This window comes from Brevundimonas sp. FV2ps16, from assembly GCF_058681075.1.
In genome coordinates this window covers 3,022,939-3,043,792 of sequence record NZ_CM178728.1, presented here as the reverse complement: position 1 = coordinate 3,043,792, position 20,854 = coordinate 3,022,939, and the positions used below count along the sequence as shown (strand labels likewise).

Sequence of the window (20,854 nt, the reverse complement as noted above, 5' to 3'; positions counted from 1 at the left end):
CCGGTCTGCGCCAGCACAAGCTTGTCCGGACAGGGCTGAAACCGTGTCCGGACAGGGATCAGGCCGGTTGAAGCGCCCAGTCCACCGCCTCTGCTCCCGTCATCGGCGCCGTCAGAACCGTCTCGTCCACGGCCTGCTTCAACGCGGGTTTCAACCGTCGCAGATAGGCCGCCTGGGGCGTCTCCACCGCGCCGAACTGGCTGAGATGCTCGGTCAGGAACTGGGCGTCCAGCAGGGTCCACCCGCCCTTGCGCAGACGCGCGACCAGATGGACCAGCGCCACCTTGGAGGCGTCGCGTTCGCGGCTGAACATGCTCTCGCCGAAGAAGGCGCCGCCCAGGGTCACGCCGTACAGGCCGCCGACCAGCCGCTCGTCCTTCCAGCATTCGACGGAATGGACAAAGCCCATGGCGAACAGGGCGGCGTACAGGCGCCGGATCGGCGCGTTGATCCAGGTATCCTCGCGCTCGGGCCCCTGGGCCGCCGCGCAGCCGTCCAGCACGGCCTCGAAGGCGGTGTCGATCCGCACCTCGAACGGTTCGCCGCGCACGGTGCGGCGCAGACGGGTGGGGATGTGGAAAGCGTCGAGCGGGATCACGCCGCGCTGCTCAGGCTCGATGATGAAGACGCGCGGATCGTCGCGCGTCTCGGCCATCGGGAACACGCCCCGGGCGTAGCAACCCAGCAGGTCCTCGGGACCGAAGCCGCCGAAAGGCCCTTGGGCGCTGTAGTCGGGCTCGTTCACGGGGCGGGGCGGATCTGGTCGGCGGTGACGCGATTGGCGGGCGCGCGCCCGGCCTCGATCTCGGTCAGGCCCGACAGGGTGGTCACGGCGATGGCCGTCAGCGCCTCTTCGGTCAGGAAGGCCTGGTGGCCGGTGACCAGGACGTTCGGGAAGGTCAGCAGGCGCTGGAACACGTCGTCCTGAATGATCTCGTTCGACAGATCCTCGAAGAACAGGTCGCCTTCCTGCTCATAGACGTCCAGGGCGACGCCGCCGACACGATGGCTCTTCAACGCGTCGATCAGGGCCTGGGTGTCGATCAGGGCGCCCCGGCTGGTGTTGACGATCATCACCCGCGGCCGCGCCGCCGCCAGGGTGGGGCCGTCGATCAGGTGGCGCGTGTCGGGCGTCAGCGGGCAGTGCAGGCTGATGATGTCGGACTGGCGCAGCAGGGTCTCGCGATCCACGTAGCGGACGCCGATCTGGGCCAGGGCCGCGTCCTCGACCACATCATGGGCCAGCACCTCGCAGCCGAAGCCCAGTTTCAACGCCCGGGCGACCATGGCGCCGATGCGGCCCGTGCCGACGACGCCGGCCGTTCGTCCCGACAGGTTGCGGCCGATCAGGCCGTCCAGGGCGAAGTTGTTCTCGCGCACCCGGGCCGAGGCGCGCGGGATGTTGCGGTTCATCGCCAGCAGCAGGCCCAGGGTGAACTCGGCGACCGCCTCGGGCGAATAGGCGGGCACGCGGATGACGGTCAGGCCCAGGGCCTCGGCGGCGCGCAGATCGACATTGTTATAGCCGGCGCAGCGCAGGGCCACGGCGCGCACCCCGCCCTGCGCCAGACGGGTCAGGGCGGCGGCGTCCAGCCGGTCGTTGACGAAGACGCAGACGGCGTCGAAGCCGTCGGCCAACGGCGCGGTGGTCTCGTCCAGCCGCGCCTCGAACCAGCTCAGCTCGTGGTCGAAGTCGGCGTTGGCCAGGTCGAGGAACCGGCGGTCATAGGCCTTGGTCGCAAAGACCGCGATACGCATGGGCCGGTTCCTCTGATCAAGCGGGCGTCAGGCGTCGCCCTTCTGGCGGGCGGCCCACTTCTCCAGCCAGTGGATGTCATAGTCGCCGGACAGGATGTCGGGCTCCTGCAACAGCTTCTGGAACAGGGGGATGGTGGTGTCGACGCCGCCGATGACGATCTCGTTCAACGACCGCTTCAGGCGCGCGATGGCCTCTTCGCGGTCGCGGCCGTGGACGATCAGCTTGCCGATCAGGCTGTCGTAATAGGGCGGGATCGAATAGCCGGCGTAGATGGCGCTATCCAGACGCACGCCCAGGCCGCCGGGGGCGTGGAAGTCGGTGATCTTGCCGGGCGAGGGGGTGAAGGTCTCGGGGTTCTCGGCGTTGATCCGCACCTCGATGGCGTGGCCTTTGAACTCGATGTCCTCCTGGGTGAAGGACAGCGGCAGGCCGGCGGCGATACGAACCTGTTCGCGGACCAGGTCCACGCCGGTGATCATTTCCGTAACCGGATGCTCGACTTGCAGGCGGGTGTTCATCTCGATGAAGAAGAACTCGCCGTCCTCCCACAGGAATTCGATGGTGCCGACGCCCAGATAGCCGATGGCGGCGATGGCCTTGTTGACCGTCTCGCCGATCTTCTTGCGACCCTCGGCCGACAGGGCGGGCGAGGGGGCTTCTTCCAGCACCTTCTGGTGACGGCGTTGCAGCGAGCAGTCGCGTTCGCCCAGGTGGACGACATTGCCGTGGCTATCGGCGATGACCTGGATCTCGATGTGGCGCGGCTTCTGGAGATAGCGCTCCATATAGACGGCGCCGTTGCCGAAGGCGGCCTTGGCCTCGGACTGGGCGGTCTGCACCGCCTCGACCAAATCATCAGCCGTCAGGGCCACCTTCATGCCGCGTCCGCCGCCGCCCGCCGCCGCCTTGACGATCAGGGGGAAGCCGATGGACTTGGAGGCCTCGATCGCCGCCTCGACGGTCTCGACCTCGCCCTTGGAGCCGGGGACCACCGGGATGCCGGCGTCCATGACCGTCTGTTTGGCGCTGATCTTGTCGCCCATGACCCGGATATGTTCGGGCTTGGGGCCGATGAAGGTCATGCCGTGGGCCTCGACGATCTCGGCGAAGCGGGCGTTCTCGGACAGGAAGCCATAGCCGGGGTGGATCGCCTGGGCGCCGGTGATCTCGGCCGCCGCAATGATCGAGGGGATGTTCAGATACGACTTGGCCGCCGAGGCCGGGCCGATGCAGACGCTCTCGTCGGCCAGCCGCACCCACATGGCGCCGCGGTCGGCTTCGGAGTGCACGGCGACGGTGGAGATGCCCATCTCCTTGCACGCGCGGTGGATGCGCAGCGCGATCTCGCCGCGGTTGGCGATCAGGACCTTGGTGAACATGGCTTAGCCCTCGAGCAGGACGAGGGGCTCGCCGTATTCGACCGGCTGGGCGTCGCCGACCAGGATCTCGGCCACCACGCCGTCGCGCGGAGCCTGGATCGGGTTCATGGTCTTCATGGCCTCGACGATCAACAGGGTCTGGCCCTTCTTGACCTTGTCGCCCGGCTGGACGAAGGCCGGCGCCTCGGGCGAGGCCTGCAGATAGGCGGTGCCGACCATCGGCGACTTCACCTCTTCGCCGGCGCGGGCGACGATGGTGGCCGGGTCCGAAGGCATAGAGGCCGGAGCGGCGGCGGCTGCGGGCGCAGCGGCCGGCGCAGGGGCGGCGGCGTACTGGACCGGGGCGGCGTGCATGGTGATTTCGCGCGCCACGCGGATGCGCAGTTCGCCGCGCTCGACCTCGACCTCGGTCAGGTCGGTTTCGTTCAGGATCTCGGCCAGCTGGCGAACCAGGGCGGCGTCGATCTCGGCGTGTTTCTTGTCGTCGGCCATTGGGGTGCGCCTTTGTCTTTCGTCTTGGAATGCGAACGGGTCGGCCCTCAGGCGCGTTCCCGAACCTTGGTGAGGGCCGCCTGGACGGCCAGTTCATAGCCGGCCGCGCCGAAGCCGGCGATGACGCCGGTCGCCGCGGACGACACATAGGAGTGATGGCGAAACGCCTCGCGCGCCGCCGGATTGGACAGATGAAGCTCGATCACCGGAATGGTCAGGGTCTTCAGCGCGTCGTGCAGGGCGACCGAGGTGTGGCCATAGGCCGCCGGGTTGATGATCAGGGCCTGCGCGCTCTCACGCGCCTCCTGGATCCAGTCGACCAGCACGCCTTCGTGGTTGGACTGGCGGAACACGATCTGCGCCTCGCCCGCCGCGGTCACGCAGCGCTGTTCGATGTCCGCCAGGGTGTCGCGGCCATAGATCTCCGGCTCCCTTGCCCCGAGCAGGTTCAGGTTGGGGCCGTTCAGCACATAGATGACGGACGTGTCGGACATCGGTTCTCGAATCGAGGCTCCGGAATCGGGCGACCTCTGACGGTTCAGGGCCGGCCTTGTAGCTTAGGCGCGGCGCGGGTCAAAGCGCAGCGTCGAAACGGCTTGACCTAGCGTCATCCGCGCGGGCGTCAACGGCTTTCCCGTCGCAGGGGGCGAGAAGAGCGGGGAAAAGGGGGAAGGCGGATGGGTTTGGTGGGCGCTAGCCTTCCGTCTGCCCATCACCCACCGCCGTCATCCTCGGGCTTGACCCGAGGATCGGGCGCGGAACGGGCGTTGCGTCGGGGCTGTCGTACAAGCGGCGGGCCACTCGATCCTCGGGTCAAGCCCGAGGATGACGAATAGGGGGAGGCCACGTGATGCGGCGGCGCCTCATGCCCTCCGCGCCGAAACGCGCTATGACACGCCTACATAGGATATCGAGGCAGACGGTTTGCGTATTCAAGTCAACGGCGATCCACGCGAGGTCTATGCGACGACCGTGACGGAGCTGGTCCAGGAACTGGCGCTGGACCCCCGCAAGGTGGCGGTCGAGCGCAATCTGGAGATTGTGCCCCGGTCCCTCTACGCCGTCACCGCCCTTGCCGAGGGGGACCGGATCGAACTGGTCCAGTTCGTCGGCGGCGGGTGATCATCGTCGATGATCTTTAGCACTTGCACGTCAAAGGAGGGGGGCAATGCGTGTCATCATGGCGATTCTGGCGGCCTTTTCGCTGCTGTCGACTGCGGGACCGGCTCTAGCCTGCTCTGTGGGCGAGGACTTCATCCGCGCCACCAGTTTCGAGATGGTAGAGGCGGCTGACGCCGTCGTCGTCGCCCGGGCCGTGAGCGGGCGCAGGGACGATAGCCCCTGGGGCGGAGCGGTGACCTTTCAGATCGAGCAAGCTCTTAAGGGTGAACCGCCCGCGACGGTTGAGATGCAAGACGCGATGCTCGGACGCATCAGGCGGAGTGATCCGAACGATCTGGCGGTCGCCCACCCTGAGTCCTATGAAGGCGGTTGCATGCGCTCCACTTTCGAGCGCGGTCATAGCTATGTGCTCTTCCTGGCGCGGGAGTCGGACGGGTCGAGCTGGAAGGTCCTGCGCTGGGTCTTCGCTCGAGGAACCGAGGACTACGGCGGTCCTGACAGCCTTTGGGTCCGGGCCCTACGCGGCCATATCGAAATCCAACGCAACCCTGACCGCATGGCCCAGCTGGAAGACCTGGCGGTGCGCCTACCGGAGCTGGAGCGAGCGGGGGCGAGTGCGGCTGATCGTCAGTTGGCGCTCGACATCCGCGACCACCTCGGTTCCATGTCGCCCCAAAAGCCTACGCCATATCTGATCGCGGCCTATGAGGCGTTAGAGCGTGGGGAGGGCCCGCGTTTTCAGGTGCGAGGACCCGAGGCGGATCGTGAGGGCGGGGCGGTGGATGCACTCACGGATATGATCTTTGATCGCCATCAGCCGGTCTTCGATGCAAGACGGATGAGCGAGGTGATCCTTCGATCACTAGCGAATGGCGACCATCCTGACGCCGAGCCTCTTTTTGAGCGGATAGTGTCGTCAAACCCCACGTCAAGACAGCTAGGGCTGACGATCCGATACTTCGCGCAGAACCACAAGCTGCGACACGCTTATGAGATCGCCGAAACTCAGGCCCTGCTACGACTCGGCGGTTTGTCTAACGACGATGCATCCACGTTGGTCAGAGATTTGCTCTCGGCGCTGCGCGGGCCGGACTGGAGCTTTGAGCGCGATAACGAAGCCTGGATGGAAGACCCATATGTCAGCGCGCGTTGGCCCGAGACTGCTCTGAGCTTGTTCTGGGACCTCAGGCGACGCGGAGTGGATCAGAACTTCGAAGCGATCGATGCCCTACGCCCCACCGACTACCGCGCTCGGCCGGAGGTGACCCTTGCCTTGATCGCCGCTCACGATGCGTTGGTACGGGAGTGGGCGCTCAAGGAAATAGATGCTCGCTTGGCGACGGCGGACTGGTTGCAAGCTGACGACCCGTTGTGGTTGCCGCTTCAGGCTCTGGTGATGGGATTCGGCAGTGACATCGACGCCGGCCTGGTCAAGGCGTTTTGTGGAGGAGACGCTGGAGCAATAATGACTCTTACGTCGATGGGCCTATGGGGCGAGGATCTAGACGACGATCTGCTTATGCGAATGCTTGCCTCGCCTGGGCAGAGTGAAGAGCGGCTGGCGTACGCACGTCATGCCCTGGCAATCCTCGAGGGTCGGAGCATCGTTGTTCACAACGGTCTTATTCGTGAAGGTCAAGGCTACAAGGCGGCGATCACCTCCGCCCAAGGCAGGTCGGTCATGAACTACGGCGCGCCCGTTGAACCCATTATCTGTCCGCCCGTCTGAAAAGGCCCTTGGGCGCTTCGCATCGGCGGCCTTAGTCGATAGTAACATCTTATGACAGCCTCCCCCGAAACCTGGTCCGTCGCCGGCCGCACCTTCAACTCCCGCCTGATCGTGGGCACCGGCAAATACGCCGACTATGCCCAGAACGCCGCCGCCGCCGAGGCGGCGGGGGCCGAGATCGTGACCGTGGCCGTGCGCCGGGTGAACCTGACCGATCCGAGCCAGCCGATGCTGGTCGACTATGTGAAGCCCGACCGCTTTACCTTCCTGCCCAACACCGCCGGCTGTTTCACTGGCGAGGACGCGGTGCGGACCCTGCGCCTGGCGCGCGAGGCGGGGGGATGGAGCCTGGTCAAGCTGGAGGTCCTGTCCAACACCGCCCACCTGTATCCCGACATGATCGAGACCCTGCGGGCGCTGGACCTGCTGATCAAGGACGGGTTCGACGTCATGGTCTATTGCACCGACGACGTGGTCATGGCCAAGCGGCTGGAAGACGCCGGCGCCGCCGCCATCATGCCGGCCGCCGCCCCGATCGGCTCGGGGCTCGGCATCCAGAACGAGGTCAATGTGCGGCTGATCGTCGAACAGGCCAAGGTGCCGGTTCTGGTGGACGCCGGCGTGGGCACGGCCTCGGACGCGACCCGGGCGATGGAGCTGGGCTGCGACGCCGTGCTGATGAACACCGCCATCGCCGGGGCCAAGGATCCGATCCGCATGGCGCGGGCGATGAAGCACGCGGTGATCGCCGGTCGCGACGCCTATCTGGCGGGCCGGATGCCGAAGCGGATGTATGCGGACCCGTCGTCGCCGCTGGCGGGATTGATCTAAGGCGCGTTTCTAGACCCTCTCCCGCTTGCGGGAGAGGTGGCCCGGCGTCCGCGCAGCGGACCAGGGTCGGAGAGGGGAGTCTTGCTTGAACAAGAAGACTTCCCCCATCGTCAGCCGTCTCGCTCCGCTCGACGAGCTGACACTTCCCCCGCAAGCGGGGGAAGGTCTTATAGGCGCCATCGCGCACAATGACGCTGGTTCCGTCCCAGGGTTTTCAACCCCTTGCCGGATTCTCGCGCCGTCCTTCCCACCGGGGTTCGCCGCGCCTGTAAAATGCGTCCTATGACCCACGGTGGCGCCATCTCAATGCATAGTCTGTCGCCTTGGCGGTTTGGCGGTTTGTCACCCTGTCTTTGCGACAGAGCGCCAAACCCTCACCAACCCAGCGCCGCCTCGCCCCTCAGGATCGCCTCGGCCTCGGGCGTGTGCTTGGCGCTAGAGCGGTCGTGCAGCACCAGGGCCGGCAGCAGGCGCAGGGGCGCCTTGCCGGTCTTGATCGCCTGGACCAGCACGCGTTTGGCCGGTTGGTCGGCGAACGGTTGCACCGGCCGGATGGCGAAGGAGCCGGCCTTTTCCCCCAGCAGGGCCAGCAGGTCCGCCAGCCGGTCGGCCCGGTGGATGATCACAATCCGGCCCCCCTCGCGCACCGATTTCAGCAGCAGTCCCGTCCAGGCGGACAGCCCGTCGTCGGCCATCCAGGCGCCTTGTTTGCCCGGCGCCGGCGCGCGCAGGGCGCCGGGATCGTCGAAGAAGGGCGGGTTCGACACGGCCCAGTCGAACGGCGTCAGGTCCAGGGCTCGGAACCCCGCCGCCACATCGCCGTCGATGATTGTGGTGCGATCCCCAAACCCGTTCAGCCCCGCGTTCTCGCGCGCCAGGCCGGCGGCGAGCGAATCGCGCTCCAGCCCCGTCAGCGACGTCCCGTCATGACGGGCGGCGATCTGCATCAGGACGGCCCCCGCGCCGCAGCCCGCCTCGAACAGCCGCTCGCCCGACCTGGGCGCGACGGCGGCGGCCAGCAGCGCCGCGTCCATGCCGGCGCGATAGCCGTGCGCGGGTTGCCGCAAGCGCACGCGGCCGTTCAGCAGGGCGTTCTCCACGACATCCGGCGCGGCGGGGACGGTGTCCAAACCTCAATCTCCTTGACCCTCCGGGGGTCGATCACCATTGTGCGCGCCATCGCGATCCGGCAAGCGGACGCGGTCGGAATTAGCTGCGCGGCGGACGTCGCGCGACCTGTGAAAGAGTATCTCTTGGACGTTGTCCCCGCCGCCTTTCCCCGTCCGAAGGGGGATGTGAACGCCCTCGTCCGGCTGGCCGGATCCGACATGGCCGAGGTGGATTCGCTGATCATCGACCGGATGCAATCCGATGTGCCGATCATTCCCAAACTGGCCGAACACCTGGTCTCGGCCGGGGGCAAGCGGTTGCGGCCCCTGCTGACGGTCGCCGCCGCCCGCGCCTCGGGCGCACAGGGCGATATCCTGTCGCCCAAGAAGCTGGCCGCTGCGGTCGAGTTCATTCACACCGCCACCCTGCTGCACGACGACATCGTCGATGCGTCGGAGCTGCGGCGCGGCAAGGTCGCGGCCCACCTGATCTGGGGCGCGCCCACCAGCGTGCTGGTCGGCGACTTCCTGTTCGCCCGCGCGTTTGAGTTGATGGTCGAGACCGATTCGATGCGCGCCCTGGGCATTCTGGCCCAGGCGTCGCGGGTGATCTCTGAGGGCGAGGTGCTGCAGTTGACGCGCGCCCACGACCTGAACCTGGATCAGCCCACCTATCTGCAGATCATCTCGGCCAAGACCGCCGAACTGTTCGCCGCCGCCGCCGAGGCGGGGGCCGTGGGCGCCGGCGCCGATACGGCTGCGACCGCCGCCCTGCGTGACTACGGCATGGCCCTGGGCATCGCCTTCCAGCTGGCCGACGACGCCCTGGACTACGGCGCGACCGCCGAGGCCCTGGGCAAGAACGCCGGCGACGACTTCAACGAGGGCAAGGCCACCCTGCCGCTGCTGCTGGCCGTGGCCCGCACCCGGGGCCGCGAGGACGATTTCTGGGAGCGGACCGTGACCAAGGGCGAACGCACGCCCGAGGATTTCGCCCGCGCCCGCGAACTGGTCATCGGCTCGGGCGCCATAGGCTCGACCCTGGATCTGGCCGGCGACTATGCCGATCAGGCCAAGGCCGCCCTGTCGGTCCTGCCCGCATCGGACTGGCGCGCGGCCCTGGAAGACCTGGCCGATTTCGCCGTTTCGCGTGCCGCCTGAACCAGTGCATGAACCCGATCCGGCGGCGACGGTCGCGGCGAGCCTGGACGCCCAGGTTCGCGCCGCCGACCTGGATCGCTGGCTGTCCAGCCGCCTGGTCGCCGACGAACGCGCCCGCGCCGACCTGATCACGCTCTACGCCTTCGAGGCCGAGCTGATGGCCATACCCACGCGGGTGACCCAGCCTCTTCTGGCCGAGATGCGATACACCTGGTGGGCCGAGCAGCTGGACGGGGTCTTCGCCGGGATCCCTCGCAAGGGTCACCCGGTGCTTGAAGCCCTGACCGACCTGGTCGCCCGCCACGCTCTGGACCGCGCGCCCTTCGACGCCCTGATCGAGGCCCACATCGGCCGCGTCCACGGCGACCCCCACGACCTGGACGCCTTCTACGTCGGCCCGATGCAGACGGCGGTCCATGTGCTGGCCGGTCCGGGCCACGCGGACAAGGTGGTCGAGGCGGGCCGGGTGCGTGGGCTTGGACAGGTGGGGCGGGCGGACGAGGCGAGGGCGGGGCGCAAGGCGGCGAACGCGGCGTTGAAGGGCCTGCCCCCAGCGGCGTTTCCGGCTGTGGCCTCGGCGACCTTGATACGTGCGGACGAGCCCGAACCGGTCAAACGCCTCCGCCTCATCTGGGCGACCCTCCGCGGGCGGATTTAGGTCGCCGTCAACGCGCAATACCCAGGATCCATAACCTCGGTCTGGAAGCGGGACACCGCCGCCGGCTTCGGGATTATGGACCCTGGGATGATGGGACTTGTATTCGCCAGCCTTAAGCGGCCTGGTTTGACCCCGCTGGGGCGGACCAGCGCAACACCGGCGAGCGGGCGGCGCGGGTCTCGTCCAGGCGCTTCAGCGGGGCGTGGAAGGGCGCGCCCTTGAAGCGATCCACGTCGCCGGCTTTCGCGGCCTCGGCCAGCAGGCGCATCGCGTGGATGAAGCGATCCAGCTCGGCCTTGGACTCGGTCTCGGTCGGCTCAATCAGCATGGCCCCGTGGACGACCAGCGGGAAATACATGGTCATCGGGTGGAAGCCCTCGTCGATCATCGCCTTGGCGAAGTCGAGCGTGGTGATGTCCGTGCCCTTCAGCCATTCGTCGTCGAACAGGGCCTCGTGCATGCAGGGGCCGTCGGGGAAGGCCGCCGACATCAGGTCCGACAGGCGGGCCTTGATGTAGTTGGCGTTCAGCACCGCATCCTCGGCCACCTGACGCAGGCCGTCGGCGCCGTGCGACATCATGTAAGACAGGGCGCGTACATACATGCCCATCTGGCCCTGGAAGGCGCACAGGCGGCCAAAGGCCTGCTCGGCCTCGTCCTCTTCACGCTCGATCAGTCGATAGCCGTCCGCGTCGTGCACGACCCACGGCGCCGGGGCGAAGGGCGCCAAGGCTTCCGACAGCACCACCGGACCCGCGCCCGGACCACCGCCGCCGTGCGGCGTCGAGAAGGTCTTGTGGAGGTTGATGTGCATGGCGTCCACGCCCAGATCGCCCGGCCGAACCCGGCCGACGATGGCGTTGAAATTGGCCCCATCGCAGTAGAAGTAGGCGCCCGCCTCGTGCGTCAGGCGGCTGATTTCCAGAATGTCGCGCTCGAACAGGCCGCAGGTGTTGGGGTTGGTCACCATGATGGCGGCCACGTCGTCGCCCAGCTTGGACGCCAGGTCGGCCACGTCCACGCGGCCGTCCTCGGTCTGGGCGACCTCGACGACGGTGTAGCCGACGAAGGCGGCCGTCGCCGGGTTGGTGCCGTGGGCGCTGGTGGGCACCAGCACCTTGCGGCGCTTCTCATGCTGACCCGAGGCCTCGTGGGCGGCGCGGATCGCCATCAGACCGCACAGTTCGCCGTGCGCGCCGGCCTTGGGCGACAGGGCGACGGCGGGCATGCCGGTCAGGGTCTTCAGCCAGTGGGCCAGGGTGTCCATCAGTTCCAGCGCACCCTGCACCGTCGAGATCGGCTGTAGCGGGTGGATGTCCGAGAAACCGGCCAGGCGCGCCATCTTCTCGTTCAGGCGCGGGTTGTGCTTCATCGTGCACGAGCCCAGCGGATAGATGGCCAGGTCGATGGCGTGGTTCTTCTGGCTCAGGCGCACATAGTGGCGCATGGCCTCGGGCTCGGACAGGCCGGGCAGGCCGATCGGATCCTTGCGGACCAGGTCGCCCAGGTCGGAGCCGTCCGTCTTGGGCTCGGCCAGATCGACGCCGGTCTTGCCCCAGCCGTCACCTTCGAAAATCAGGGCTTCGTTCTGCAACAGGCCGCGGCCGCCGGTCAGGGTGGCGGGCTTGGTCGTCACGGCGTTCGGAGCGGTCGGACGGCCGACGGTGTTCATGGTGCTCATGGTCAGTATCCCTTACGCGCCGAGGACTTTGGAGAGTGACTTGGCGAGGATCTGGATGTCCACATCCAGCGTGGTCTCGGTCGCGGCGACCAGCAGGACGTCGTCCATGCCCGCATCGGGGGCCAGGCGGCTGTAGGGCACGCCGGCCAGCACATGGTGGTCGGCCAGGGTCGAGACGACCTCGGCCGCGTTCCTGGGCAGGCGCACCGCGAACTCGTTGAAGAAGCGCGAGGTCAGGATTTCGACGCCCGGAATGGCGGCCAGGGCGTCGCGGGTGGCGACGGCCTTCTCGTGGTTCAGCAGGGCCAGTTTACGCAGGCCCGTCTCGCCCAGCAGGCTCATGTGGATGGTGAAGGCCAGGGTGCAGAGGCCGGAATTGGTGCAGATGTTCGAGGTCGCCTTGTCGCGGCGGATATGCTGTTCGCGCGTCGACAGGGTCAGGACGAAGCCGCGCTCGCCGTCGGCGTCCACGGTCTCGCCGGTCAGGCGGCCGGGCATCTGGCGGATCAGCTTCTCGCGCGTGGCGAACAGGCCGACATAGGGGCCGCCGAAGTTCAGGGCGTTGCCAATCGACTGGCCCTCGGCCGCGACGATGTCCGCGCCCATCTCGCCGGGCGACTTCAGCAGGCCCATCGACACGGCTTCCGTCACCACGACGATCAGCAGGGCGCCGGCGGCGTGGGCGGCCTCGGCGATCTTGGTCACATCCGTCGCCGTGCCGAAGACGTTCGGGGTCTGGACGACGACGCAGGCCGTGTCCGGACCGATCTGGTCGATCACGGCGGCCTCTGCGTCCACGGCGGCGGCTAGGACCTGGGTCTCGACGCCGACGGCGTGGACCACGGTCTCGGTCGCCTTGACGTAGTGGGGGTGCACCCCGCCCGAGATCACCGCCTTGTTGCGACGGGTCACGCGGGTCGCCATCAGCACGCCCTCGGCCATGGCGGTCGAGCCGTCATAGAGGGAGGCGTTGGCCACCGGCATGCCGGTCAGGTTCGCGACCTGGGTCTGGAACTCGTACAGATACTGCAGCGTGCCTTGCGCGATTTCCGGCTGATAGGGGGTGTAGCTGGTCAGGAATTCGGACCGCTGGATCACGTGATCCACCGTCGCCGGGACGTGGTGCTTGTAGGCCCCTGCGCCGCAGAAGAAGGGCACCGCGCCGGCCGTGGCGTTCTTGGCGGCCATGGCGGACAGGGCGCGTTCGACCTCCATCTCGCCGGCCACGCGGGGCAGGTCCACCGGCCCGTCCAGCCGCGCCGCCTCGGGCACGTCCACGAACAGGTCGTCGATCGATTTCGCGCCGATGGCGGCGAGCATCGCCGTGCGGTCGTCGGGCGTCAGGGGGAGATAACGCATGTTCTTCTCACTCCGTCATCCTCGGGCTTGACCCGAGGATCGGATGCGGTGCGGGCCGTGCGTCGAAGTCTTCGCACGAGCGGTTGATCCTCCGGCCCTCGGGTCAAGCCCGAGGGTGACGGAGTTTGATATTAGAGGCTGGCGAGGAAGGCGTCGTAGGCGGCTTGGTCCATCAGGGCGTCCAGCTCCGAGGCGTCCGACACCTTGATCTTGGCGAACCAGCCGTCGCCTTCCGGGGCGGCGTTGACGGTTTCCGGGGCGGTCGACAGGGCGTCATTGGCCTCGACCACTTCGCCCGAGACGGGGGCGTAGACGTCCGAGGCGGCCTTGACGCTCTCGACCACGGCGAAGCTGGCGCCCTTGACGACGGTCTTGCCGACTTCCGGCACTTCAACGAACACCACGTCGCCCAGGGCGTCGGCGGCGTGCTTCGAGATGCCGACGGTGGCGATGTCGCCGTCCAGGCTGACCCACTCGTGATCCTTGGTGAACTTCATTTCTATTCTCCTCTCCCGTCATCCTCGGGCTTGACCCGAGGATCGGATGTTGTGCGGTCCGTGCGTCGATGTCTTCGCACGAGCGGTTGATCGCCCGGCCCTCGGGTCAAGCCCGAGGGTGACGGGATGAATGTTATGCCTTCGGCTTCCGGTAATAGCGTTGCGCCACGAAGGGCATGGCGACGACTTCGGCGGCGGCGGGCTTGCCGCGCACGACGACCTTCAACTCCGTGCCCAGCGCGGCGAAGGCCGGCGGCACGAAGCCCATGGCGATGTTCTTGCCCAGGGTGGGGGAGGGGCCGCCCGAGGTGACCTTGCCGACGACATTGCCCTCTGCGTCGGCGATCTCGGCGCCTTCACGGGCCGGGGCGCCTTCCTTGACGATCAGGCCGACGCGGACGCGTGCGGCCCCATCGGCCAGTTCTTTCATAATCCGGTCGGCGCCGGAGAAATCGGCCCGTTCCTTGCGCGACTTGGACAGGGCGAAGGTCAGCGCCCCTTCGACCGGCGAGGTCGTCGGGTCGATGTCATGGCCGTGCAGCGGCAGGCCGGCTTCGAGCCGCAGGCTGTCGCGGGCGCCCAGGCCGATCGGCTTGACGCGGGCGTCTTCCAGGATGGTGTTCCAGACGCGCTCGGCCTGGTCCGCCGGGACCGAGATCTCATAGCCGTCCTCGCCGGTATAGCCCGAACGCGAGACATAGCAGTCGACGCCGAACAGCATCAGCCGGGCGCATTCCATGAAGCCCATTTCCGCCAGGATCGGTTCGTGGGCGGCCATGACCTCGGCGGCCTCCGGCCCCTGGATGGCGATCAAGGCGCGGTCCAGCACCGTCAGCTTGGCGTCGCCTTCGAGGTTCGCCTCCCAGAAGGCGAAATCCTCGTCCTTGTTGCCGGCGTTGACGACGACGAACAGGCCGTCGTGGTCGGGGCGGCCGGCCATCAGGTCGTCGATGATCCCGCCGTCCTTGTTCAGCAGCAGCGAATACTTCTGCTTGCCGGCTTTCAGGATTTCATAGTCGCCGGGCACGAACCGCTCGAACTGGGCGGTCGCGTCCTCGCCGGTGATCTTGCACTGGCCCATGTGGGACACGTCGAACAGGCCGGCGTGTTCGCGGGTCCAGCGGTGCTCGGCCAGGACGCCCTCATACTGGACCGGCATGTCATAGCCGCCGAAGCCCACCATCCGGGCTCTCAGGGCGCGGTGCACGGCGTTCAGGGGCGTGGTCTTCAGGGCTTGGTCGGTCATGGTTCAGGCTTTCACGGTCGCGTTTGGTGGCGGAGCTCCGCCGTCTTCGCGCCCCCGCTGTCCTGAAGCCTGAGAGATTCCGGCGGTCAGACCGCCTTGCTCCGTCGGCGCGCCCCTAAGAGCGGCTTTCCAGCGTCCGTATGCTGTCGCGGTCCGTTTGCCTGAGCGTTTCCGGGGCGGTTGCGCCTTCGGCGTCGGCACGCTGAAAGCGCGCCGAACTCTCCCGCGAGAGCGCCCGACCTAAGGCATCGACTCAGGCTCAAAGTCAAGCGCCGTCGGCCCGATCCTGGCGCGCATCTACGAGCCGCATGACCATTCCGAGGACAAGCTGTACCCGGTCATAGTCTATTTTCACCGTTCAACGCACGAGTTCTTCGGCATGGCGATGGTCATGCCCGACGCCATGGCGGCCTAAACCTTCGCCGCCCACGAACTGAAGCGCGCGTTCGTTACGGCGATCCTGCCGATCTGACCTTGCTCAAAGCCTTAGACAGACAGGGTTGAAATGTCCCGTACCCGGTACGATTTTAGGGCATGCTTCCCTAGCGGCATCTTGCGCTCGCCGTAGAGTGGCGCATCCTCCCGTGTAACGGTCGCGATACACGACGATCGTGGGAGGAAATAAATGTCACGCTATCTCACCGGCGGCGCCGTCGCCGCCCTGGTCGTCGCCGCCTGCACCTTTGCAGGCTCGGCCTCGGCCCAAACCTACAACCGACTGGTCGTTTTCGGCGACAGCCTGAGCGACAACGGCAATCTGTATCTGGCGTCCGGCGGCACGCAGCCGCCAAGTCCGCCCTATTTCCAGGGGCGTTTCTCGACGGGTCCGGTGTTTACGGAACTGCTGGGCTTCAACGCGGTCAATTTCACCGGATCCGTCAGCGGCAGCATCAACTACGCCTTCGGGGGCGCCCGCACCGACGCCTCGGTCGGCCCGCCGCCGGGCATGCTGACCCAGTTGGCCGCCTACACCAGCAGGGGCGGGACCTTCGGATCCAATGATCTGGTCAGCGTCCTGGGCGGCGCCAATGACATCTTCCAGGGCCTGCCTGCCGCCGGCGCCTCCGCCAGTCCGGTGGCGGCCATCACTCCTGTGGCGACGACGGCTGCCGCCAACATCAACAGCCTGGTCAACAGCGTCGCCGGGGCGGGAGCGGGGACCGTACTGGTGACCAACCTGCCCAAACTCAGCCTGACTCCGCAGTTCCGCGGCACGGCGGCGGCGCCCCTGGCCGATTATGCGGTGACGACTTTCAACTCGAGCCTGCTGACGGGTTTGAACACGACGGCGGCCGCGCGGCCCGGCAGCAACATCATCCTGATGGACCTGTTCAAGATCGGCGACACCGTGGCCGCCAATCCCGGTCAGTTCGGCATCACCAATGTCACCCAGGCCTGTTTCAACGGGGTGACGGTCTGTTCGAACCCTAACAGCTACTTCTACCTCGACGGGGTGCATCCGACCGCAGCTGGGCACCAGATCATCGCTCGTCTGGCGACCGACTACCTCTATTACGGCGATATTGGTTCTCAGGCGGCCTTGCAGGGCGAAACCGCCTTCCGGCACCGCGAGGACGCCCTGGATGCGGCGAGCGAAGCCCTGTCCGGGCGTGAAGCCTGGGAGGCCGGCGTGGCGGTCACCGCCTCGGCCATGGTCGACAGCGTGGATACGGACGCCCGGGGCGCGGTCACTGAATCGTCCAGCGACGGCTGGGGCGGTCGTATCGCGCTGGAGGCTGGACCGTCGGCGAATTGGCGCTTCGGCATGGCCGGCACGGCGCGCAAGACCGATGTCGAGAGCCAGGCTCTGACGTTCAACGTCGAGAGCTTCGGCCTGGATCTGTATGGCGGCTGGCGCTCAGGCGACCTGTTCGTCAATGCGGCGGTCGGGGTGGCGCGCGACAATATCGACGACATCGAACGGGCCACCAGCCTGGCGCCCATCGTCCACACGGCCGAGACCCGCGCCTTCAGCACGGGCGCTCGACTGCAGGGCGGGATGTGGTTCGACATGGGGGGAGTGGCCCTGTCGCCGCGCGCCGCCGTGACCTGGGCGACCAGCGACGTCGACGGCTATTGGGAGCAGGGCGTCGCCGCTCAGTATGAATATGAGGACCGGGAGATGAAGGCGATCAGCGGCGAAGTGGCCCTGCGGGCCGAGGCGGAAATGGGCGGGTTCGGCCTGTTCGCCGAGGGCGGCTATCGCGACGCGCTGGACGACAGTTCGGATCCGGTGCGCGTCGGCCTCTATAACAACCCGGCGCAGGCGCTGGAGCGGGAGGTCGAGGATCCGTTCGGCGGCCAGTTCCTGGCCTCGGCCGGGGTCGAAGGGTCAGTCGGATCGGTCAAGGTGACGATCGCCTATCGCGGCCGATACGGCGAGCACGCCGACAGCCATATGGGCGGCGTTCAGTTGCGGCTGCCGTTGTAAGACAAAGGGCGGAGAAGGGGCCTCAGCGCCCCTTCTTGCGCACCCACATGGCGGCGTCGGCCTCGGTCAGCCAGACCTCGGGGTCCGAATGGCCGTCCCAGGCGCGGACGCCGAACGAGCCGCCCAGCGGGGTCTGCTCGCCGTTCCAGACGAAGCCTTCCGTCTTCAAAGCTTCGGCCAGCTGGCGCGCCTTGGCCCGGCCTTCCTCGACGCCGGCGTTCAGCATCAGCAAGGCGAACTCGTCGCCGCCCAGCCGCCCCACGGCGTCTGATTCGCGCAGGTGCCCCAGCATCATCCGCGCGACGGCCACCAGGGCCGCGTCGCCGGCCGCATGCCCCAGCCGGTCATTGACGCCCTTGAACCCGTCCATGTCGAGGTACAGCAGCACGGCCGGCACATCGTGCCGCTGGCAGTAGGCCATGGTGCGCTGGAGGGCGGCGATGAAGCCGCGGCGATTGAGGGCCGGGGTCAGGACGTCATGGTCCGCCGCCGCCTCGGCCGCAGCGGCGCGCTGTTTCCAGGCGTCCAGCTCGGCGCGCAGGCGCGCGATCTCGGCGGTCAGGTCGTGTTCGGCCACGTCGGTCACGGCGTAGGCAGGCTCCGGCGGCGCGACTCAACGGGACGCGCGATACGGTGATGTTAGAGGGTGAACGGCCGGGATTGAAGGCTGCGCCGTATTGAATCCCGCGCCGAACCGGGCCTGTTTGGTTGCGGGCGTCCGCCGCGTGCTGTAACGGGCGGCCTTTCCGCGAGGGGCCTTGAAGATATGGCGACTTCCGCAACGCCGGTGGCGATCATCATGGGCAGTCGTTCGGACTGGCCGACGATGAAGCTGGCCGCCGACAAGCTGGATCAATTGGGCGTCGCCTGGACGGCCAAGGTCGTCAGCGCGCACCGCACCCCCCAGCGGCTGGTCGAGTTCTCGACCGGCGCCAAGGCGGCGGGTTTCAAGGTCATCATCGCCGGAGCCGGGGGCGCCGCCCACCTGCCGGGCATGGCCGCCTCCATGACCGAACTGCCGGTGCTGGGCGTGCCGGTCCAGTCCAAGGCCCTGAAGGGCATGGATAGTCTGTTGTCCATCGTGCAGATGCCGGCTGGGGTTCCGGTCGCGACCCTGGCCATCGGCGAGGCGGGCGCCGCCAACGCCGGCATATTGGCCGCGCAGATCCTGGCTCTGTCGGACGAGGCCCTGGCCGCGCGTCTGGCCGCCTTCCGCGCCGCCCAGACGGATTCCGTCGCCGAAACCGTCGAGGACTGAGTGCCCACGCTTCCGCTCCCCCCCGGTTCAACTCTCGGCATCCTCGGCGGAGGCCAGCTGGGCCGGATGTTGAGCCAGGCCGCTGCTCGCCTGGGCTTTGACGTGGTCATCCTGGACCCGGAGCCCAACAGCCCGGCGGGCCGGGTCTCCACCGCCCAGATCGTCGCCGCCTATGACGATCCCGAGGCCCTGACGGCCCTGGGCCGGGCCGCCGACGTCGTGACCTTCGAGTTCGAGAACGTGCCCGCCGCCTCCATCGAGCGGTTGGCCGAGGCCGGCGCCCTGGTCGCGCCGTGGCCGACGGCGCTTCGCGTGTCGCAGGACCGGGTGGACGAGAAGACCTTCCTGAACGCCGTCGGCGCCCCGACGGTCGCCTTCGCTGTGGTCGATACGCTGGACGATCTGGTCGTCGGCCTGACGGAACTGGGCCTGCCGGCCCTGCTGAAGACGCGTCGCGAAGGCTATGACGGCAAGGGCCAGGTCTGGATCCACACCATCGAGGACGCGCCTGCGGCGCTGGAAAGCCTGGGCGGTCGCCCGGCGATCCTGGAGGCCAAGGCGACCTTCGTGCGCGAGCTATCGGTCATCGCCGCCCGCGACTGGGACGGGCATATGGCGGTCTATCCCCTGGGGGAGAACCGCCATGAGGGCGGCGTCCTTCGCACCACACTTGCGCCCGCCGCCGTGGACGAGAAGACCCAGGTCCGCGCCCGCGCCATCGCTGAGGCGATCCTGGACGGTCTGGATTATGTGGGCGTCGTGGGCGTCGAGCTGTTCGACCTCGGGGACGACATCCTGCTGGTCAACGAGATCGCGCCCCGCGTCCACAACACCGGCCACTGGACCCAGGACGGCTGCGTCTGCGACCAGTTCGAACAGCATATCCGCGCCGTCGCCGGCTGGCCTCTGGGCCCGACGACGGCCCATGCCCGCGTCGAGATGAAGAACCTGCTGGGCGACGAGGTCGATGAGTGGCGGGCTTTGTCGGCCAAGGCGGATGAGCGTCTACACCTGTACGGCAAGACCGAGGCCCGGCCAGGCCGGAAGATGGCGCACGTGAACCGGGTGCTGGGGGCGCTGTGAGCCGCCGAACGAACGTTAAGAACAGGTCCTGCTGATCTGCGTTCCGCCCGCGATCGGTGCCGTAACAGTAACGCAGTCGTCTGAGTTCAACGCGGCAATACTTTTGCCGACGGTCCATCCCATCAGGCCGAGCGCTATCACTGTGACCGCGATGGCCAGCAGACCGATGGCGCGAGGCTTGGATTTCGTGGCTCCCAGAATTGTGGCCTCGTTCAAACCGCCCTCCCATACCGCACGCGACTCAGCGCGTCCGTCACCTTGCGGAAGGGCGCCTCAAAGTCCTTACCGGCCTTCCACTTTTCGAAAGCCATGACGTTTTCGATCCGGCGGGCGACGAAGGCTTCCGCCGCCTCGCGGCCATCGAACCAGCGCATCGTCAGGGCGGGGATCAGGATCCCCGACAGGATGGTCCGCTTCGAATAGTGGTTCCAGTCGGTCGATTCGTCGCCGGCCCAGCGCCACAGGTGGTCGGCGCTTTCCCAGGCCAGTTTCAGCCCCAGGTCGGCGTTGATCGGCAGGGCCAGGAAGGCGGCGCAACGGCGCGTGGCCTCCAGGTCAGCGGCGCCGGCCTCCATCCGTTCGGACACGGCGCGGGCGATTCGTTCGCGAATCTTCAAAGACTTGGCGTCGATCGCCGCCAGGGCTTCCAGCGCACGGGCGTCATGACGGCGCGACAGCAGGGCGGCCAGATCGCGCGCGCCGTTGGGCAGCAGCAGTTCCTCGTCCCCGCGCGACAGGCCGCAGGCCTCGCAGGCTTCGCGGACCAGGCGGGCATTCCAGCCCAGGGCGGGCGCACGCGCGACGGCCGCGTCCAGCACGGTCTGTTCGGTCTGGTCGGCCCAGTCGTCGTTCTGTGTCATGAGGCGTAGCATACGCCCGTCTCGCCGGGGTTTCGAGCCTTCAACAATGGGCGCGACGATCTGGTCAGGCGATCTGGACAGAAAGGGACGGCTCGTGTACTAGCGCGCCTTCATCCGAGGGCTTGGCTTTCGGACGCTGATTTTATTTGTTCGCCCGTCTCCCTCAACAGGACGCGGCGGGCGGCCAAAGGAGAGTTCA

20 protein-coding genes and 2 riboswitches are annotated in these 20,854 nt (G+C 67.5%); of the genes, 8 read left to right on the top strand and 12 right to left on the bottom strand.

What is annotated here, in order from left to right:
* Positions 1-58 precede the first annotated feature (58 nt).
* The 5 genes from aat to aroQ form a co-directional block, all read right to left on the bottom strand.
* Positions 59-655, bottom strand: coding sequence for a leucyl/phenylalanyl-tRNA--protein transferase (gene aat, locus ACW170_RS14735; protein ID WP_492089194.1), 597 nt, complete (start codon positions 653-655; stop codon positions 59-61).
* Positions 656-741: 86 nt separating this feature from the next.
* Positions 742-1,758, bottom strand: coding sequence for a 2-hydroxyacid dehydrogenase (locus tag ACW170_RS14730; protein WP_492087375.1), 1,017 nt, complete (start codon positions 1,756-1,758; stop codon positions 742-744).
* Between the two features lie 27 nt (positions 1,759-1,785).
* A complete protein-coding gene (gene accC / locus ACW170_RS14725; protein ID WP_492087374.1) occupies positions 1,786-3,138 on the bottom strand; it encodes an acetyl-CoA carboxylase biotin carboxylase subunit in 1,353 nt (450 codons plus the stop codon).
* 3 nt (positions 3,139-3,141) lie between these two features.
* A complete protein-coding gene (gene accB, locus ACW170_RS14720) occupies positions 3,142-3,630 on the bottom strand; it encodes an acetyl-CoA carboxylase biotin carboxyl carrier protein (protein ID WP_492087373.1) in 489 nt (162 codons plus the stop codon).
* A 47-nt stretch (positions 3,631-3,677) separates the two neighbouring features.
* Positions 3,678-4,124: a type II 3-dehydroquinate dehydratase gene (gene aroQ, locus ACW170_RS14715; RefSeq protein ID WP_492087372.1), complete on the bottom strand. Its 447-nt coding sequence runs from the start codon at positions 4,122-4,124 to the stop codon at positions 3,678-3,680.
* Positions 4,125-4,554: 430 nt separating this feature from the next.
* On the opposite strand from aroQ, the gene thiS reads away from it, so the two are divergent.
* The 3 genes from thiS to ACW170_RS14700 are packed head-to-tail and all read left to right on the top strand — an operon-like array spanning position 4,555 to position 7,312.
* A complete protein-coding gene (gene thiS / locus ACW170_RS14710) occupies positions 4,555-4,752 on the top strand; it encodes a sulfur carrier protein ThiS (RefSeq protein ID WP_492087371.1) in 198 nt (65 codons plus the stop codon).
* A 46-nt stretch (positions 4,753-4,798) separates the two neighbouring features.
* A complete protein-coding gene (locus tag ACW170_RS14705) occupies positions 4,799-6,481 on the top strand; it encodes a hypothetical protein (protein ID WP_492087370.1) in 1,683 nt (560 codons plus the stop codon).
* A 51-nt stretch (positions 6,482-6,532) separates the two neighbouring features.
* Positions 6,533-7,312: a HisA/HisF-related TIM barrel protein gene (locus tag ACW170_RS14700; protein WP_492087369.1), complete on the top strand. Its 780-nt coding sequence runs from the start codon at positions 6,533-6,535 to the stop codon at positions 7,310-7,312.
* Positions 7,313-7,686: 374 nt separating this feature from the next.
* On the opposite strand, the gene ACW170_RS14695 is transcribed toward ACW170_RS14700, so the two are convergent.
* Positions 7,687-8,442, bottom strand: a complete 756-nt coding sequence (locus ACW170_RS14695) for a tRNA1(Val) (adenine(37)-N6)-methyltransferase (protein ID WP_492087368.1) — start codon at positions 8,440-8,442, stop codon at positions 7,687-7,689.
* Positions 8,443-8,607: 165 nt separating this feature from the next.
* On the opposite strand from ACW170_RS14695, the gene ACW170_RS14690 reads away from it, so the two are divergent.
* Complete coding sequence (locus tag ACW170_RS14690) at positions 8,608-9,582, top strand: polyprenyl synthetase family protein (protein WP_492087367.1); 975 nt, start codon at positions 8,608-8,610, stop codon at positions 9,580-9,582.
* Positions 9,572-10,240, top strand: coding sequence for a squalene/phytoene synthase family protein (locus ACW170_RS14685; RefSeq protein ID WP_492087366.1), 669 nt, complete (start codon positions 9,572-9,574; stop codon positions 10,238-10,240). Before ACW170_RS14690 ends, ACW170_RS14685 begins: the two co-directional genes overlap by 11 nt.
* 112 nt (positions 10,241-10,352) lie before the next feature.
* Here ACW170_RS14685 and gcvPB read toward each other — a convergent pair whose 3' ends face one another.
* From gcvPB to gcvT, 4 genes are all read right to left on the bottom strand, one after another.
* Positions 10,353-11,921: an aminomethyl-transferring glycine dehydrogenase subunit GcvPB gene (gene gcvPB / locus ACW170_RS14680; RefSeq protein WP_492087365.1), complete on the bottom strand. Its 1,569-nt coding sequence runs from the start codon at positions 11,919-11,921 to the stop codon at positions 10,353-10,355.
* Between the two features lie 12 nt (positions 11,922-11,933).
* Positions 11,934-13,280 carry an aminomethyl-transferring glycine dehydrogenase subunit GcvPA gene (gene gcvPA, locus ACW170_RS14675; RefSeq protein ID WP_304937203.1) on the bottom strand — a complete coding sequence of 449 codons (1,347 nt, stop codon included), beginning with the start codon at positions 13,278-13,280 and terminating at the stop codon, positions 11,934-11,936.
* Between the two features lie 131 nt (positions 13,281-13,411).
* Positions 13,412-13,777 (bottom strand): glycine cleavage system protein GcvH, encoded by a 366-nt coding sequence (gcvH, locus tag ACW170_RS14670; protein ID WP_492087364.1) that lies wholly within the window; start codon positions 13,775-13,777, stop codon positions 13,412-13,414.
* 133 nt (positions 13,778-13,910) lie between these two features.
* A complete protein-coding gene (gene gcvT / locus ACW170_RS14665) occupies positions 13,911-15,023 on the bottom strand; it encodes a glycine cleavage system aminomethyltransferase GcvT (RefSeq protein ID WP_492087363.1) in 1,113 nt (370 codons plus the stop codon).
* A 55-nt stretch (positions 15,024-15,078) separates the two neighbouring features.
* Positions 15,079-15,158, bottom strand: a riboswitch (glycine riboswitch).
* Positions 15,159-15,162: 4 nt separating this feature from the next.
* Positions 15,163-15,259: riboswitch (glycine riboswitch) on the bottom strand.
* Between the two features lie 389 nt (positions 15,260-15,648).
* On the opposite strand from gcvT, the gene ACW170_RS14660 reads away from it, so the two are divergent.
* Positions 15,649-17,454 (top strand): autotransporter domain-containing protein, encoded by a 1,806-nt coding sequence (locus ACW170_RS14660; RefSeq protein WP_492087362.1) that lies wholly within the window; start codon positions 15,649-15,651, stop codon positions 17,452-17,454.
* A 22-nt stretch (positions 17,455-17,476) separates the two neighbouring features.
* Here the strand turns inward: ACW170_RS14660 and ACW170_RS14655 are convergent, their stop codons facing one another.
* Positions 17,477-18,040 carry a GGDEF domain-containing protein gene (locus ACW170_RS14655; RefSeq protein WP_492087361.1) on the bottom strand — a complete coding sequence of 188 codons (564 nt, stop codon included), beginning with the start codon at positions 18,038-18,040 and terminating at the stop codon, positions 17,477-17,479.
* 180 nt (positions 18,041-18,220) lie between these two features.
* On the opposite strand from ACW170_RS14655, the gene purE reads away from it, so the two are divergent.
* Complete coding sequence (gene purE / locus ACW170_RS14650; RefSeq protein ID WP_271163950.1) at positions 18,221-18,712, top strand: 5-(carboxyamino)imidazole ribonucleotide mutase; 492 nt, start codon at positions 18,221-18,223, stop codon at positions 18,710-18,712.
* The gene (locus ACW170_RS14645; protein ID WP_492087360.1) at positions 18,713-19,795 is read left to right on the top strand and encodes a 5-(carboxyamino)imidazole ribonucleotide synthase; all 1,083 of its coding nucleotides are present in this window, start codon (positions 18,713-18,715) and stop codon (positions 19,793-19,795) included. It abuts the gene before it with no gap.
* Between the two features lie 212 nt (positions 19,796-20,007).
* On the opposite strand, the gene ACW170_RS14640 is transcribed toward ACW170_RS14645, so the two are convergent.
* A complete protein-coding gene (locus tag ACW170_RS14640; protein ID WP_492087359.1) occupies positions 20,008-20,655 on the bottom strand; it encodes a COQ9 family protein in 648 nt (215 codons plus the stop codon).
* Positions 20,656-20,854: the final 199 nt, after the last annotated feature.

What these genes read in the sequence shown, in the direction of transcription:
- aat (WP_492089194.1), bottom strand. Translation starts at nt 655, where the DNA reads ATGGCCGAGACGCGCGACGATCCGCGCGTCTTCATCATCGAGCCTGAG.
- ACW170_RS14730 (WP_492087375.1), bottom strand. Translation starts at nt 1,758, where the DNA reads ATGCGTATCGCGGTCTTTGCGACCAAGGCCTATGACCGCCGGTTCCTC.
- accC (WP_492087374.1), bottom strand. Translation starts at nt 3,138, where the DNA reads ATGTTCACCAAGGTCCTGATCGCCAACCGCGGCGAGATCGCGCTGCGC.
- accB (WP_492087373.1), bottom strand. Translation starts at nt 3,630, where the DNA reads ATGGCCGACGACAAGAAACACGCCGAGATCGACGCCGCCCTGGTTCGC.
- aroQ (WP_492087372.1), bottom strand. Translation starts at nt 4,124, where the DNA reads ATGTCCGACACGTCCGTCATCTATGTGCTGAACGGCCCCAACCTGAAC.
- ACW170_RS14705 (WP_492087370.1), top strand. Translation starts at nt 4,799, where the DNA reads ATGCGTGTCATCATGGCGATTCTGGCGGCCTTTTCGCTGCTGTCGACT.
- ACW170_RS14700 (WP_492087369.1), top strand. Translation starts at nt 6,533, where the DNA reads ATGACAGCCTCCCCCGAAACCTGGTCCGTCGCCGGCCGCACCTTCAAC.
- gcvPB (WP_492087365.1), bottom strand. Translation starts at nt 11,921, where the DNA reads ATGAGCACCATGAACACCGTCGGCCGTCCGACCGCTCCGAACGCCGTG.
- gcvPA (WP_304937203.1), bottom strand. Translation starts at nt 13,280, where the DNA reads ATGCGTTATCTCCCCCTGACGCCCGACGACCGCACGGCGATGCTCGCC.
- gcvH (WP_492087364.1), bottom strand. Translation starts at nt 13,777, where the DNA reads ATGAAGTTCACCAAGGATCACGAGTGGGTCAGCCTGGACGGCGACATC.
- gcvT (WP_492087363.1), bottom strand. Translation starts at nt 15,023, where the DNA reads ATGACCGACCAAGCCCTGAAGACCACGCCCCTGAACGCCGTGCACCGC.
- ACW170_RS14660 (WP_492087362.1), top strand. Translation starts at nt 15,649, where the DNA reads ATGTCACGCTATCTCACCGGCGGCGCCGTCGCCGCCCTGGTCGTCGCC.
- purE (WP_271163950.1), top strand. Translation starts at nt 18,221, where the DNA reads ATGGCGACTTCCGCAACGCCGGTGGCGATCATCATGGGCAGTCGTTCG.
- ACW170_RS14640 (WP_492087359.1), bottom strand. Translation starts at nt 20,655, where the DNA reads ATGACACAGAACGACGACTGGGCCGACCAGACCGAACAGACCGTGCTG.